Here is a 13,195-nt window from a genome sequence, read left to right as displayed (position 1 = left end):
TGCTGTCGTGCCGGCAACGTCCGGTAGATTCTGGGAAGGACATGCTTGTGAAATTGAAATGCCTCTTGATTGAATTTGCGGCCGATGAATCCGGCGCCACCGCGATCGAATATGGCCTGATCGCAGCGGGGATCGCGCTTGCGATCATCGAAGTCATCTATGCACTCGGCACTGATCTTGTCGCGAAACTGCAGTCGCTGGCGACTGCGTTGAAATAGTCGCATCACCGCCTCGCGATCGTGACGGAACCGAAGCGGCCGACATCATGGCCGGGCTTGTCCCGGCCGTTTCTTTTTTCGCACGATCGATATGCCGCGGTCGGCAAGAAAAGGCCGCGCATCGTGCGAGCTGTGGACGGCGATTCAAACCGAGTGTGATCTCCTTAATAGTTGTTTTGCGGATCGCGGCGCTTGATGCGGGCGCCGCATATTGGCGGCCAAGAATCGTTTTCATAACGGAGTCCGTCATGCCCATTGCGCAAAAAGCCGTTGTTGCCGCCACCTCGCCGCGCGAATTCATCGTCCGGCATCTCGCGACGTTCGCAGCCGCCGCGCTGTTCGTGTTCGTGCTCAGCCTGAGCTACGGGCTCGATCTCAGCCCCGGCTTCTTCTGAGCAGACTCTCATCCGCGCTCCTTCCGCGCGCCAGCCTTGCAGCTGCGTGGGTTGAGCGGCAACGTCCGCTGACGTACCGCTTGGTCCATGGATCAGCGGACGAGCGGCGCTGGCGCTCTCACTCAAAACAACGACGCGACGCAGGCGCTGCTCGGCGTCGTCTGCGGGCTGTCGGCTGCGCTGTTCTGGGCGCTCGGCTTTGCCGGGACGCGGCACGGCCTGAAAGTCGGCTTCACGCCGGTCGATCTGCTGGTGCATCGCTACGTCTGGTCGGGCATCGCCTTCCTGCCGCTGGTCCTGCGCGCCGGCATCTCGGATCTGTGCGGCATCGGCTGGGCGAGGGGCCTTGCACTGATGGTGCTCGGCGGGCCGGTGATGTCGCTGATCTCCTACACCGGGTTTCTGTTCGTGCCGCTCGGCCATGGCAGCGTGATCCAGCCGTCCTGCGCGACGCTCGGCGGGCTGTTGCTGGCGGCTGCGTTCCTGAAGGAGCGGATCTCCGCCTCGCGCCTGACCGGCGCGATCGTCATCGTCGGCGGGCTCGGCGTGATCGGCGCGGAATCGATCGGGCATATCGGCATCGACGGCGTGCAGGGCGATCTGATCTTCGTGCTGACCGGTTTGATGTTCGCAGGCTTCGGTGCGCTGCTGCGGCACTGGCGCGTCTCGGCGGTGTCGGCCGCGCTCGTCATCAACGTGCTGTCGCTGCTGCTGCTGCCGATCTACCTCGCGACCGTGGGTCTTGCCCACATCGCCGCGATCGGCCTCACTGAAAATGCGATCCAGGCGCTGGCGCAGGGCGTGCTCGCGGGGCCGGCGGCGCTATATCTGTTCGCCGTCTCGGTGCAGCGCCTCGGCGTCGCGCGCGCGGCGGTGTTTCCGGCCTGCGTGCCGGCGCTGACGGTCCTCACGGGATGGCTGCTGCTCGGCGAGCCGCCGACGGCGTTGCAGGCGGCCGGCCTCGTGACGGTGCTGTGCGGATTTTATCTGGCGCAGAGGCAGAGGTAGCGCGGCGCGGCCGGCCCCTCGGTATCGCGCCTCAGATCCAGTCCTTCGCCTTCGGGAAGCATGCTTGCTTGCGCTGGCTCCAGACATAGTCCGAGCCGCCGCAGGGCGGGCGCGGACGCGACGTGGCCGGGCATTCGTTCCGGACCCGCGCACCGGTGCCCCAGCCGTCGACCACGCAGACGCCGGCAATGGTGGGATGGCAGCCGGGACCGCAGATGATATCGGCGTTGGCGACGGACCCCGCGCCGAGCAGAAGCGCTGACCCGGCGAGGGCCAGCAGGAATCGTGGAAGGTGCCTCATCACGCGCTCCTCCATCGGCCGAGCCTCGAGCCTCGCACGCCTCCATGACGTGAGGGGGACGGCCGCTCCAGTGAGCCTAGCACCAGATCCCCCGGCTGAGAACGGCGGCGACCGGCTGGACCGGAAAACGCGAAAACAACCCCATGCACAGTAGAAATCCCGACGAATTTCCAGATTTCGGCGATCCCGAATAATTCTTGACCCGTCGGGCAAAACAGGCGCATGATGCCAAGGTGGGCGATTGCGCGGATCGGCACTCACGTCGTCGGCCGCGCCGCATTCACCCCGTGCCTCACGCCTTCTTCACGAACTCCGACTTCAGGTTCATGGCGCCGATGCCGTCGATCTTGCAGGCGATGTTGTGACCGTCGGTTGCGTCCTGGAGACGGATGTTGCGGACCTTGGTGCCGCCCTTGACGACCGAGGACGAGCCCTTGACCTTGAGGTCCTTCATCACGATGACGCTGTCGCCATCGTTGAGCACGTTGCCGTGGGCGTCGCGCACGCCCGTATCCGCCGGCGCCTCCGCGACGGCGCTCGACGCGGCGCTCCATTCATGGCCGCATTCCGGGCAGATCCAGAGATCGCGGTCCTGATAGGCGTGCTCCGACTGGCAGGCGGGGCATCTGGTGGCGTCGGTCATGTCGGGCCTCGATCTTGAAGCGATGCGGGAGAAGCAGGAGCAGGCGGCGCGTGTTTACCGGAACAACGCGACGAAGACCACGTAGAGCCAGCCCAGAATTCCGTGGATGATCGCCCACAGGATCGAGTGGTTGTTGGTGTAGGAGATCGCGATGGCGAGCGCCGAGCCGAAGCCGACGCCGTATTTCGCGCCCTCGACGCGGACGCCGTAATAGCGGTTGCCGTTCATGGTGATCCCTCCCGGAATTGCGCTGCATCTCTTGCTACGCGCATCGCGCCGGCCGCTTGACGCAGATCAATCATTCTTCATGCGCGCCGACCTACGCTTGCCAAGTCAACGAAGCGAAGGCGAGGTCAAAGCGATGTCGCGCAGCGTTCGAATTTACATCGGCCTCGCCATCCTGATCGCGTTGTCGGTGCTGTTTCTCTTCAGCGTCGTCCACACCGCCGCCGGCGCAACCAGGCCATCGTTGCGCAGGATAACCGAAGGGCATCGCCTCGCGCAGGCCTGGTGCCAGACGTGCCACGCCGTCGAGCCCGGCATGGCCGGGTTCTTCGACCTGGCTCCGAGCTTCCAGGCCATTGCCGACCGCAAGGGCACCACTGCGCTCTCGCTCAAGGTGTTCTGGCGAACCAGCCACCAGGACATGCCGAACCTCGTGATCGCCCCCGGTCAGGCCGACGTGCTCTCGGAGTACATCCTGAGCCTGCAGCGCAATTGACGGCGTCGAACGCCGGGGGCTTCTGCCTCAATCGTCCATGAAGCGCGCCGAGCCCGATACCCGGATCGAGCCGCCCTTGGCCGCGCCGATCTCGGCCCGGATCAGCGAGCGCGCGCCCATGTCCTCGCCCTGGACGATGTCGATGTCGCCGCCATGCGGCCAGTCGATGTCGCGCAAATAGCCGGCGAACGCGGCGGCGGCCGCGCCCGTGGCCGGATCCTCGACCACGCCGCCGGCGGCAAAGGCATTGCGCACGTGGAACAGCCGCGGTGTCTCCGCCGTCACCAGCGCGATGGTGACGAGGTTTTCGCGCGCCATCAGGGCGCGGCCGCGCTCGAAGTCATAGGCCATGCCCGCGAGCGCCTCGCGCGACGTCAGCGCAAGCAGGGCGTGATCGGCGCCGCCGTGGATTTTCGCCGGCGGCAGCTCGGGGTCGAGATCGGCGCTTGTGTAGCCGAACAGGTCGAGCAGGGCGTCCCGCAGCGAGGGATCGAGCGGCGCGCGGCGCGTCGGCGGCGATTGCAGCGCGGCTGCGATGGTGTTGCCGTCGCGCCGCCCCGAGACGGAAATGACCGAAGCGTTCAGATGCAGCTCGAAACTGCGGTCGCCGAACCGGTGCGCGAGCGCCGCGCCGAGCGCGATGGTGGCGTGGCCGCAGAACGGCACCTCCATGGCAGGCGCGAAATAGCGCACGCGCCAGGCCCCCCCTGCGGGCGCGGCAAAAGCGGTCTCGGAAAAGCCGACCTCGGCAGCAATCGCCTGCATGTCAGCGACATCGGGCAGGGCCTCGCCGATCCAGACCCCGGCGGGATTGCCCCCTCGGTTGCCGTCGGAGAAGGCTGCGATGCGAAGGACTGTCATGGGGGGATCCTGCTGGCGGCGGATTACGATGCCCCAAGTGTAGTGTGTAGATGTGTAGCGTGTAGCCCGGATTGGGTTGCAAGCGAAATCCATCCTTCCGGGGCTTGATGTCTCTCGCAGCCTCCGCGCAGTCTATTTCTGGACCATGGCCTGCGCGCCTGAGGAGGCAGGCGCAGGCTCCCAGGGCGCAGGGAGGATCACGCGGATATGCTGGGCCGCGCCGGCATGGTCGGTCGCGGGAGCGGCGGGCCTTGCGGGCTGGTCCTGCGCGCCCTCGGCGGCCGCCACCGCGATGGATGCCAGGATCAAACTCGCCGCGATCACCGCAGCCCGCAAATCAAACGTCATTGTCGCCGTCCTCCGTTGGCATGGAGAACGAACGAGCGGCCCAAAAGTTCAGTGGCAAGCCTTTCGCTGGCAGCAAGGCTTTCGCTACCAGCAAGGCTTGCGCCGATGATATCGCGGACTGCGGGGCATCAGGGATGGAAGCGGGGCGAAAGCCGTCTTTCAAGAAGCGGTCATCCAGCCGGGCCCGCGGGCAAAATCGCTTGCCTTGGCGGATGTCCTCCAGCACTCTTCCCGCGAAGGAGACCAACGCATGAAACTCATGACTGTCGCCTGCGCGCTCGGAACGGCCCTGGTGCTGTCGAGCCTCGCAACATCAGGTGCCGAAGCCCGAACGCGGAAGGCTGTCGTCGTTCGCGCACCACAGGAGAGGCTGATCGTCACGGCGCCCGTGCTGCGGCCGACGCCGTGGGACTACAATGTCGTTCCGCGTTATCGCTATCGTCCCGAGGACGACCGCGTCGATCCCTACGGCCCGCCGTTCGTGCCGTCCTATGTTCGCTACGAGGGATGGCGCTGGCCGTATTGGTGGTAGCGATCTGCAGTGCGCGCAGGATGAGTTTCGCTGCGATCTACCCATCCCACGGCACTGACCGCCGTCGAGCCCCGCGCGCCCGGCGGGCTCACCAATCCGGATCGCCGTAGTAAGGGCCGCCCATGTAGGGCGGAGGCATCCAGCGTTCTCGCGGCGGCGGCCTGGGTCGCCGGGGCGGTGGGGCGTCCGGCACGTGAGGTCGCGCCCGCGCCGCTGCATCCATGTTCACACTGCGCACGGCGGGCTTCGCGGCTGCGGACGCCGGTGAAGCCGTCAGTTGCGTCTGCAGTGCCTGAACCTGCGCGGCCAGGCGCGCATTGTCCGCCGCATCCTTCTCCTGCGCTGCCTTGAGCTGTTGAATGGTGTCGGCCTGATCACGCAAGGCCTGCTCGTTGCGGCTTTTCAACTGCTCGAGCTTCGTGGTGATGTTGGCAAGCTCGGTGGTGACGGTCTTGAGCGACTGCGCGAGGTCGGGCGATGACGGGTCAGGCGCTTGGGCACTGGTTCGTGGACCATCGGCTTTTGGCGCGTCAGCTTTGAGAAATTCGGCTTTTGGAACGTCAGGTCCCGGGGAGTCGGCTTTTGGCGTGACGTCCGTGTCCTTGCCACGCGGCGGCGCGGGCACCGAATTTGGCTGATCCGCCGCAGCCAGTTGCACGGCGGCCGGTTGCGCCGGAGGTTCGGCCGCGGACGCGCGTGGGGGCTGACTGGCCGGCGGAACCAGGCGCGCCATGATCGACTTGCTGAGCGATGTGGCCTCCTCACGATATTGCGACGCGACGGCGGCACCGAGAACGCCGATCGCGAGCACGAGGATGAGCAGGGCACGCAGCATAGGCCGATTTCCCTTCAGACCTGGATTGCGAACTGTGCTCACCGGTGCCGGCGTGATTTTATCAGGAGTTTCGGCATCCCTCGGAGTTTCCGCCGCCTTTGCAGCGGCGTTTGCCGGCGCGGTTTGCGGGCGTTCGCCATCGCGTTCCATTCCGGAAACCAGCCGGTCCAGCCGCGCAAGGTCTTCCTCCGCGCTCTTGATCCGGTCGTAGGCCCGCGCCAACCCGCCCTCGGCGCGCGCCTCGTCCGGCTTCGCGGTATCAGGCTTCACGGTATCAGGCTTGGCGGTATCAGGCTTGCCGATATCGGGCTTGACCATATCAGGGTTGGCGTCGTTCGTTTCAGGCACCGATGCGCTCTCCATCCGGTCGGGCGTCAATGGGAGGCGGTCCGATCACGCGAAGGATAGGTCTCGCCGCTGTCCAACACAACGCGCGCGCAAAGGAAAAATTATGGCGGGCCGGGAGCGGGTTGGAGCAGGGGCGCCCGCGTCATCCGGAAGATCTCTGCCGAGCTGGCAAACATTGATCTCGACCGCGCCGTTCGCCGCGGCCAAAATTTGCGTGTCGCAACGTGTTCAGCTTTTGGGGGAAAGCATGACCGAACGATCGTCACATTCATATCTTGCCTTGACCGACGGCATCGCCACGCGCGCGACCGATCCGATCCTGCTCGCCGGCCGCGTGCTGCTGGCCGTTCTGTTTCTCATGACCGTGTGGGGCGGCGGGCCGAATGCCGACTATCTCAAATCGCTGGGCTATCCCGCGCCGGCCGTCATGAGCACGCTCGCGCATGTGGTCGAATGGGTCGTTGTCGTCTCGCTGCTGTTCGGCGTCGGCACGCGCTACGGCGCGCTTCTCGCCATCGCCTTCGTGGTGATCGCCTTTGCCACCGCGCACCGCTACTGGGACTTTCCTCAGGCTGCACAGAATTTGCAGTACACGCTGGTGAGCAAGGATCTCGCGATCACCGGCGGCCTCCTGCTGCTGTTCGTGACGGGGCCGGGGCGCTGGAGCGTGGATGAAAGGTTGAGGGGATAGTCCGCAGCAGCGCGCAGGCTTGGCTGGTGACCAATGCATTCAATTCGGGGTGGATGGGTCAATTGAGTGCGCCGTCGCCGTCATTCTGGAGCCGGCCATCAATAGCGGCCGCCGCTGCCCTTTTGCTGGTTGATCCAGGCCGACAATGATTTCGGCGCCGCTTTCGCGGTCCGGGTGAGCGATGCCTTCGCGTTGTCGCGGGCGCCTTTCGCCGGACGGGTGCGCGACGCTTCCGCTGCGCTGACGCTCCTCACAGCAGCCATCGATGCCTCCGCGGCTTCCTTCTCGAGCCGCAACTGCTTCAATCGCGCCATCTTGAGGCGCTCCGCCTCGACTTCGGGCCGTTCGGCGAGCAGCGGCTTGTGCTGAGCAAGCTCGGCCGTAACAAGGACACCGAGAATGGTCGTCTCGCCGAGCGCCTTGCAGGCCTCCAGCCGATGCAGTCCCTCGACCAGAACGAGGCGGTCGCCGTCGAGCCTGATGGAAATGGGCTCCTGCTGTCCGATCTCCATAATGCTTTCCGCGACCTCCGCGACGGTCTCGGGCTTGATGGCTTTCTTCTGCTTCGTGGGGACGAAGATCTTCTCGATCGGGAAGCTCTCCGGTTTGGGCATAACTTTAACTCCGCTTCTACCGGGCCAGTCGGAACCCATGCCGGGGAGGTCGGAGTTTAGGAGGGAAGGGCGAAGCCGCAAAGGTAATTCGGAGGAATGCGGTGTGCACTTAATCAGTGGCGCATGCGAAAGTTAGCTGAAGTCGATGGTCTGGCGAGAGCGAATGAATCTGTTGCACTGTCACCGATGGATTCGGCAACGGCTCAACCCGTCTTACAGGTTGTCATCGTAAGCTCAGCACCTGAACAATTTTGGGTTGAATCCCGTCGATGCATCGTCAAGGATGTATTCTTTCATTGATCGATGAGAGAGATGTGTATCGTCCATGTCCTTGCCTGCGGTCCGCGCGCTACTAGGAAGCATCGACGATCTGCCTGATGACCTCGACTTCGAAGAGGAAGATGGCTGCATCTATCTCCGGGCGCCGATCGGATTGAGTGAAGACGATCGGTGGCTCACCCTGATCGATGTCGGCCTTACACCGCGACGCGACTCGACGCCGCTCCCCGATTTGAGATCGTTCGACTATCACGAATTTGGGTATGAAATTACCATACTGGATCAGCTCGGGAAGGTTCCGATCCGGTCAACGATGAACAGGGACATCGCGAAGACCTGGTTGCCACCGAGTTGCTCCGGATTGGTTCTTGATGTCGTAAGTCATTGTTGCCGCAGGCTTTTGCAGGAGCTTTCGCCTGGCTATATCTATCGCGTGACGTCCGCCAGACAGGTCGGCGGGCCGGCGCTGCACAAGCACACTTTGGTGACGAATGTGATGCAGAATGAAGGTTACTCGATCCTTATGGACGGAGTGGACGATTGGAAGCGGACATTCTGGCTGATGGGCCGAGAGGGGTTTGATCTCTCCTATCTCAGGTAGGGAGCTCGATGAAGGTCTTGCGATGAACTGGCAAACGTTGATCTCGACCGCGCTACGCGCCATCGGTTTCCGCAAGGAAAGCGAGCCGCGGCCGCGCGTCTATGAGGGCATCCGCGAGCGCCGGGGAGAAGAGGCGCAACGCTATCTCGAACAGGCAAACCGCTCGCTGGCCAAGCTTCGGAAGAAGCGGGACGAGCGCGCGCATGAGTGTGCGTAGTTTGTAGATGGAGCCATGCGTGGCTCATCGTCCTTATCGAGCGACTGATAATGGGTATCCTTTGCTCCACCCATCCTAGGAGTCGGTCTGTTTCAAGACGGACAAGCGACCCGCGCTCCGTACGATCTCTGGATATCGTCGTATAATTGACATCGGTGCAGTGCCAACTGTGTATTGATTTCCGTGCGCGATGGCGAACTCTTCGGATAGCCGTTGAACAACCCATCGGGCATGGGCGGCCGTTACATTTGCATTGACATCGTGAAGGCCTCTCTCCGACTGGCTGATGAACTCGGCGGCCAAAGAAGTCGCAGAGACCGTTTCGGGTTGTCGACCGAAATCCGGCGAGCAGAGGATCATCCGCGTGATCATCTTGCCAAGCGTTTACTTCGGCGACGAGATATTTGTCATGTCGCAGCATTTGTGCGAACCGAGAAAGGAAGAATGATTTCCCCTGGCCCCATTGTGCATCGATGTTGAGTACGTACGATGCTGGACGCTTAGCTGCTGCGCGCTCGGCGACGCGGTTCAAAAGGAACGATTTCAGGAATAGCGCGTCATCTGCTCGCCGAAGTCGGTCATCGGCCCAGATATCACAAGGTTCGTCTGCAACTGTCATGTCGATGCGGTCCTTGGACAAGGCGCCCGCCGGCTGCGCGTGCTGTTGAGTAGACGCAACAGAATTGCGTGCGCTCTGGTGGCTGCCGGTTTCGGTTGTAACCAGAAAGGGCGATCTTTCGATCGCCCTTCCCGTAGTAGTCAAAATAGCCGCGATGCTTGTTGCTACCGCCGTTTGTTGGCCCTCACGAACACCCCGTCGTGCTGCCGCAAGTATCGCACTTCATGCAGGTGCCATTCCGCACCAGCGTGAAGTTGCCGCACTCGCTGCACATCTCACCTTCATAGCCCTTGGCCTTGGCTTCCGCGCGGCGCTCGGCCTTGGTGGGGGCGGCGACTGACGCGGCGCTGCCGGCCTTGCTCCACTGGAGCGCTTCGAGCTTCTCCGTGGGGGAGAGGTCGTGTTGCGCTTCCTGCTTCAGCGCGACGGCGCCTTCGATGGCGTCGCCGACACGGGCCGAGGCACCGTGCGCGAGGGCCGTGACCTTGCTGCCGCCTGACGGCGCGCTGTCGTTGCCTTGCGCGATGGCGGCGCTGCCGCCGCGCATCACGACGAGGTTGTCGGTGCGGGAGCGGGTGAGGCCGCGCGACACCAGCTTGGTGGCGTGATGGGTCTCGTCCGGCTCCTTGCCTTCCTCGACGCCCTTGCCGAGCGCATCGAAGCCCGTCTCGTTGGGATCGACATGGGCGAGATCGAAGCGCGACATGTAGCTGACCGCCAGTTCGCGGAAGACGTAGTCGAGGATCGAGGTCGCGTACTTGATGCTGTCGTTGCCCTGCACGGGGCCCGCCGGCTCGAAGCGGGTGAAGGTGAAGGCGTCGACGTACTCGTCGAGCGGCACGCCGTATTGCAGACCAAGGGAGACCGCGATCGCGAAATTGTTGATGAAGGAGCGGAGCGCTGCGCCTTCCTTGTGCATGTCGATGAAGATCTCGCCGAGACGGCCGTCGTCATATTCGCCGGTGCGCAAGTAGACCTTGTGGCCGCCGACGACCGCCTTCTGGGTGTAGCCCTTGCGTCGGTCAGGCATCTTCTCGCGCTCGCGCATCACGATGATGCGCTCGACCAGCTTCTCGACGATCTTCTCCGAGACCTGGGCGGCACGCGCCGCCATCGGCTTCTCGTAGAGCGTCTCGACCGCATCGTCCTCGTCCTCGTCATCGCTGATGAGCTGCGAGTTGAGCGGCTGGCTGAGCTTGGAGCCGTCGCGATAGAGTGCGTTGGCTTTCAGGGCCAGTTTCCACGACAGCATGTAGGCGGACTTGCAGTCCTCTACGGTTGCGTCGTTCGGCATGTTGATGGTCTTGGAGATCGCACCCGAGATGAAGGGCTGCGCCGCCGCCATCATGCGGATGTGGCTCTCGACCGACAGATAGCGCTTGCCGATCTTGCCGCAGGGGTTGGCGCAATCGAACACCGCGTAATGTTCAGCCTTGAGGTGGGGAGCTCCCTCGACCGTCATCGCGCCGCAGATGTGGACGTTGGCCGCCTCGATCTCGCGTTTTGTAAATCCGACGGCCTGGAGGAGATCGAAGCCCGGAGTCGCAATGGCTTCCGCACCGATTCCGAGCTGCTCGCGAATGAAATCCTCGCCAAAGGTCCACTTGTTGAAGGCGAACTTGATGTCGAAGGCGGTCGGCAGGGCCTTTTCGACCTTGGCGATGGCTTCGTCCGTGAAGCCCTTGGCCTTCAGCGTCGAGGCGTTGATGCCCGGCGCGTTGGAGAGCGAGCCGTGGCCGACGGCGTAGGCTTCGATCTCCGCGATCTCGCTCTCGCGATAGCCGAGCGCGCGCAGCGCCGAGGGCACCGCACGGTTGATGATCTTGAAGTAGCCGCCGCCGGCGAGCTTCTTGAACTTCACCAGCGCGAAGTCGGGCTCGATGCCGGTGGTGTCGCAATCCATCACGAGGCCGATCGTGCCTGTCGGCGCGATCACCGTGGTCTGGGCGTTGCGATAGCCGTTGACTTCGCCGAGCTCGAGCGCCGCATCCCAGGCCGCCTTGGCATGGGTGACGATGTCTGCCTGCGGGCACGAAGCGTGGTCGAGCGGCACCGGGTTGACGGAGAGCGCCTCGTAGCCGGAGGCCTCGCCATGCGCGGCGCGGCGATGGTTGCGGATGACGCGCAGCATGTGCGCGGCGTTCTTCTTGTAGCCGGGGAAGGTGCCGAGCTCGGCCGCCATCTCGGCCGAGGTCTTGTAGGTGATGCCGGTCATCACAGCGGTCAGCGCGCCGCAGAGCGCACGGCCTTCCTTCGAATCATAGGACAGGCCCATGGTCATCAGCAGGCCGCCGATGTTGGCGTAGCCGAGGCCGAGCGTGCGGAACTCGTAGGAGAGCTCGGCGATCGCGCGCGAGGGGAACTGCGCCATCATCACGGAGATTTCGAGCACGATGGTCCAGAGCTGGCAGAGGTGCTCATAGCCCTTGACGTCGAACTGCTTGGTCTCGGTGTTGTAGAAGGTGAGCAGGTTCGCGGACGCGAGGTTACACGCCGTGTCGTCCAGGAACATGTATTCCGAGCACGGGTTGGACGCGCGGATGTCGCCTGACGCCTTGCAGGTGTGCCAGTCGTTCATCGTGGTGTTGAAGTGCAGGCCCGGATCGGCCGACGCCCAGGCGGCGTAGCCGATCTTTTCCCAGAGGTCGCGCGCACGCAGCGTCTTCGTCACCTTCCTGGAGGTGCGGGCGTTCAGGTTCCAGTCGCCATCGGTTTCGACGGCACGCAGGAAGTCGTCCTTCAGCGACACCGAGTTGTTGGAGTTCTGGCCGGAGACGGTGAGATAGGCTTCGCTGTCCCAGTCGGTGTCGTAGGTGTCGAACTGGATGTCCTTGTAGCCTTGCTTGGCGAACTGGATGACGCGCTTGATGTAGTTGTCAGGCACGAGGCTGCGGCGGGCGAGCTTGATCTCGCGGCGGAGCGCCGGGTTCTTCTCGGGATCGAAGCAATCATCGCCCGAGCCTTCGCAGTTCACGCAGGCCTTCAATACAGCCTTGAGATGCTTCTGGTTGATCTTGGAGCCGGTGACGAGGGCTGCAACCTTCTGCTCCTCCTTCACCTTCCAGTCGATATAGGTCTCGATGTCGGGGTGATCGACGTCGACGACGACCATCTTGGCCGCGCGGCGCGTGGTGCCGCCCGACTTGATCGCGCCGGCCGCGCGGTCGCCGATCTTGAGGAAGCTCATCAGGCCGCTCGAGCGGCCGCCGCCCGACAGCTTCTCGCCTTCGCCGCGCAGGCGCGAGAAGTTCGAGCCGGTGCCGGAGCCGTATTTGAACAGGCGGGCTTCGCGGACCCAGAGGTCCATGATGCCGCCTTCGTTGACGAGGTCGTCACCGACGCCCTGGATGAAGCAGGCGTGCGGCTGCGGGTGCTCGTAGGCCGACTTGGACTTGGTCAGCTTGCCGGTGAAGGGGTCGACGTAATAATGGCCCTGGCCGGGGCCGTCGATGCCATAGGCCCAATGCAGGCCGGTGTTGAACCATTGCGGCGAGTTCGGCGCGACCATCTGCATGGCGAGCATGTAGCGGAGCTCGTCATAGAAGGCCTGCGCGTCTTCGTCGGTCGAGAAGTAGCCGCCCTTCCAGCCCCAATAGGTCCAGCAGCCGGCGAGGCGGTCGAACACCTGCTTGGAGGAGAGCTCGCTGACATAGCGCTCCTTCTCGGGCAGCGCTGCGAGAGCTTCGGTGTCGGGCACGGAGCGCCACAGGAAGGAGGGGACGGACTCTTCCTCGACCTTCTTCAGGCGCGCGGCGACGCCGGCCTTGCGGAAGTATTTCTGGGCGAGCACGTCGGAGGCGACCTGCGACCATTCGGTCGGGACTTCGACGCCGTCCATCTTGAACACGACCGAGCCGTCGGGATTCCGGATCTCCGACGTGGTCAGGCGGAATTCGATTCCCGCGTAAGGTGACTGTCCCGAAGTGGTGTGGCGCCGCTCAATCCGCATGGTCTTGCCCCGTCC

General features: G+C 63.9%; 17 protein-coding genes and 1 pseudogene. 9 read left to right on the top strand and 9 right to left on the bottom strand.

Annotated features, from left to right (window positions below):
- Window positions 1-53 precede the first annotated feature (53 nt).
- The 3 genes from QY049_RS04740 to QY049_RS04730 all read left to right on the top strand — a co-directional run bounded on the left by QY049_RS04740 (window position 54) and on the right by QY049_RS04730 (window position 1,621).
- Window positions 54-218, top strand: coding sequence for a Flp family type IVb pilin (locus tag QY049_RS04740; RefSeq protein WP_194482748.1), 165 nt, complete (start codon window positions 54-56; stop codon window positions 216-218).
- A 248-nt stretch (window positions 219-466) separates the two neighbouring features.
- Window positions 467-613, top strand: a complete 147-nt coding sequence (locus QY049_RS04735) for a hypothetical protein (RefSeq protein WP_194476166.1) — start codon at window positions 467-469, stop codon at window positions 611-613.
- A gap of 87 nt (window positions 614-700) precedes the next feature.
- The gene (locus QY049_RS04730; RefSeq protein WP_301269092.1) at window positions 701-1,621 is read left to right on the top strand and encodes a DMT family transporter; all 921 of its coding nucleotides are present in this window, start codon (window positions 701-703) and stop codon (window positions 1,619-1,621) included.
- Between the two features lie 31 nt (window positions 1,622-1,652).
- Here QY049_RS04730 and QY049_RS04725 read toward each other — a convergent pair whose 3' ends face one another.
- From QY049_RS04725 to QY049_RS04715, 3 genes are all read right to left on the bottom strand, one after another.
- Window positions 1,653-1,922, bottom strand: coding sequence for a hypothetical protein (locus tag QY049_RS04725; protein ID WP_194476164.1), 270 nt, complete (start codon window positions 1,920-1,922; stop codon window positions 1,653-1,655).
- A gap of 292 nt (window positions 1,923-2,214) precedes the next feature.
- Window positions 2,215-2,565 carry a zinc ribbon domain-containing protein YjdM gene (locus QY049_RS04720; RefSeq protein ID WP_301269091.1) on the bottom strand — a complete coding sequence of 117 codons (351 nt, stop codon included), beginning with the start codon at window positions 2,563-2,565 and terminating at the stop codon, window positions 2,215-2,217.
- Window positions 2,566-2,619: 54 nt separating this feature from the next.
- The gene (locus QY049_RS04715) at window positions 2,620-2,793 is read right to left on the bottom strand and encodes a hypothetical protein (protein ID WP_194476161.1); all 174 of its coding nucleotides are present in this window, start codon (window positions 2,791-2,793) and stop codon (window positions 2,620-2,622) included.
- A 133-nt stretch (window positions 2,794-2,926) separates the two neighbouring features.
- Between QY049_RS04715 and QY049_RS04710 the strand changes: the two genes are divergently transcribed.
- Window positions 2,927-3,286: a cytochrome c gene (locus QY049_RS04710; protein WP_301269090.1), complete on the top strand. Its 360-nt coding sequence runs from the start codon at window positions 2,927-2,929 to the stop codon at window positions 3,284-3,286.
- A gap of 27 nt (window positions 3,287-3,313) precedes the next feature.
- Here QY049_RS04710 and QY049_RS04705 read toward each other — a convergent pair whose 3' ends face one another.
- Together QY049_RS04705 and QY049_RS04700 are read right to left on the bottom strand one after the other, a co-directional pair.
- The gene (locus QY049_RS04705) at window positions 3,314-4,147 is read right to left on the bottom strand and encodes a PhzF family phenazine biosynthesis protein (RefSeq protein ID WP_301269089.1); all 834 of its coding nucleotides are present in this window, start codon (window positions 4,145-4,147) and stop codon (window positions 3,314-3,316) included.
- 132 nt (window positions 4,148-4,279) lie between these two features.
- Complete coding sequence (locus tag QY049_RS04700; RefSeq protein WP_194476159.1) at window positions 4,280-4,495, bottom strand: hypothetical protein; 216 nt, start codon at window positions 4,493-4,495, stop codon at window positions 4,280-4,282.
- Between the two features lie 250 nt (window positions 4,496-4,745).
- On the opposite strand from QY049_RS04700, the gene QY049_RS04695 reads away from it, so the two are divergent.
- A complete protein-coding gene (locus tag QY049_RS04695; RefSeq protein WP_194476157.1) occupies window positions 4,746-5,027 on the top strand; it encodes a hypothetical protein in 282 nt (93 codons plus the stop codon).
- Between the two features lie 88 nt (window positions 5,028-5,115).
- Here QY049_RS04695 and QY049_RS04690 read toward each other — a convergent pair whose 3' ends face one another.
- On the bottom strand, window positions 5,116-6,240 hold the full coding sequence (locus QY049_RS04690) for a hypothetical protein (RefSeq protein WP_367401173.1): 1,125 nt from the start codon (window positions 6,238-6,240) through the stop codon (window positions 5,116-5,118).
- A 73-nt stretch (window positions 6,241-6,313) separates the two neighbouring features.
- Between QY049_RS04690 and QY049_RS04685 the strand changes: the two genes are divergently transcribed.
- Window positions 6,314-6,901 (top strand): DoxX family protein, encoded by a 588-nt coding sequence (locus QY049_RS04685; protein ID WP_301269263.1) that lies wholly within the window; start codon window positions 6,314-6,316, stop codon window positions 6,899-6,901.
- A 98-nt stretch (window positions 6,902-6,999) separates the two neighbouring features.
- On the opposite strand, the gene QY049_RS04680 is transcribed toward QY049_RS04685, so the two are convergent.
- Complete coding sequence (locus tag QY049_RS04680; protein ID WP_301269088.1) at window positions 7,000-7,515, bottom strand: ParB N-terminal domain-containing protein; 516 nt, start codon at window positions 7,513-7,515, stop codon at window positions 7,000-7,002.
- A gap of 325 nt (window positions 7,516-7,840) precedes the next feature.
- Here QY049_RS04680 and QY049_RS04675 point away from each other — a divergent pair, with 325 nt between their 5' ends.
- The 3 genes from QY049_RS04675 (at window position 7,841) to QY049_RS04665 (ending at window position 9,060) form a co-directional block, all read left to right on the top strand.
- Complete coding sequence (locus QY049_RS04675) at window positions 7,841-8,395, top strand: hypothetical protein (protein WP_301269087.1); 555 nt, start codon at window positions 7,841-7,843, stop codon at window positions 8,393-8,395.
- A gap of 22 nt (window positions 8,396-8,417) precedes the next feature.
- The gene (locus tag QY049_RS04670) at window positions 8,418-8,612 is read left to right on the top strand and encodes a hypothetical protein (protein WP_301269086.1); all 195 of its coding nucleotides are present in this window, start codon (window positions 8,418-8,420) and stop codon (window positions 8,610-8,612) included.
- Window positions 8,613-8,898: 286 nt separating this feature from the next.
- Window positions 8,899-9,060 carry a hypothetical protein gene (locus QY049_RS04665; protein WP_301269085.1) on the top strand — a complete coding sequence of 54 codons (162 nt, stop codon included), beginning with the start codon at window positions 8,899-8,901 and terminating at the stop codon, window positions 9,058-9,060.
- Here the strand turns inward: QY049_RS04665 and QY049_RS38950 are convergent.
- Window positions 9,016-9,231: pseudogene (locus tag QY049_RS38950) on the bottom strand (P-loop NTPase fold protein); the annotation flags it as partial. The gene QY049_RS04665 and the pseudogene QY049_RS38950 sit on opposite strands and share 45 nt — an antisense overlap.
- 184 nt (window positions 9,232-9,415) lie before the next feature.
- Window positions 9,416-13,180 (bottom strand): vitamin B12-dependent ribonucleotide reductase, encoded by a 3,765-nt coding sequence (locus QY049_RS04660; RefSeq protein ID WP_301269084.1) that lies wholly within the window; start codon window positions 13,178-13,180, stop codon window positions 9,416-9,418.
- Between the last annotated feature and the right edge of the window lie 15 nt (window positions 13,181-13,195).

The organism is Bradyrhizobium sp. WYCCWR 13022 (assembly GCF_030435535.1).
Lineage (GTDB): Bacteria > Pseudomonadota > Alphaproteobacteria > Rhizobiales > Xanthobacteraceae > Bradyrhizobium.
Note: the sequence above shows the minus strand (reverse complement) of the source record. Positions and strands in the feature narration are given on the sequence as shown.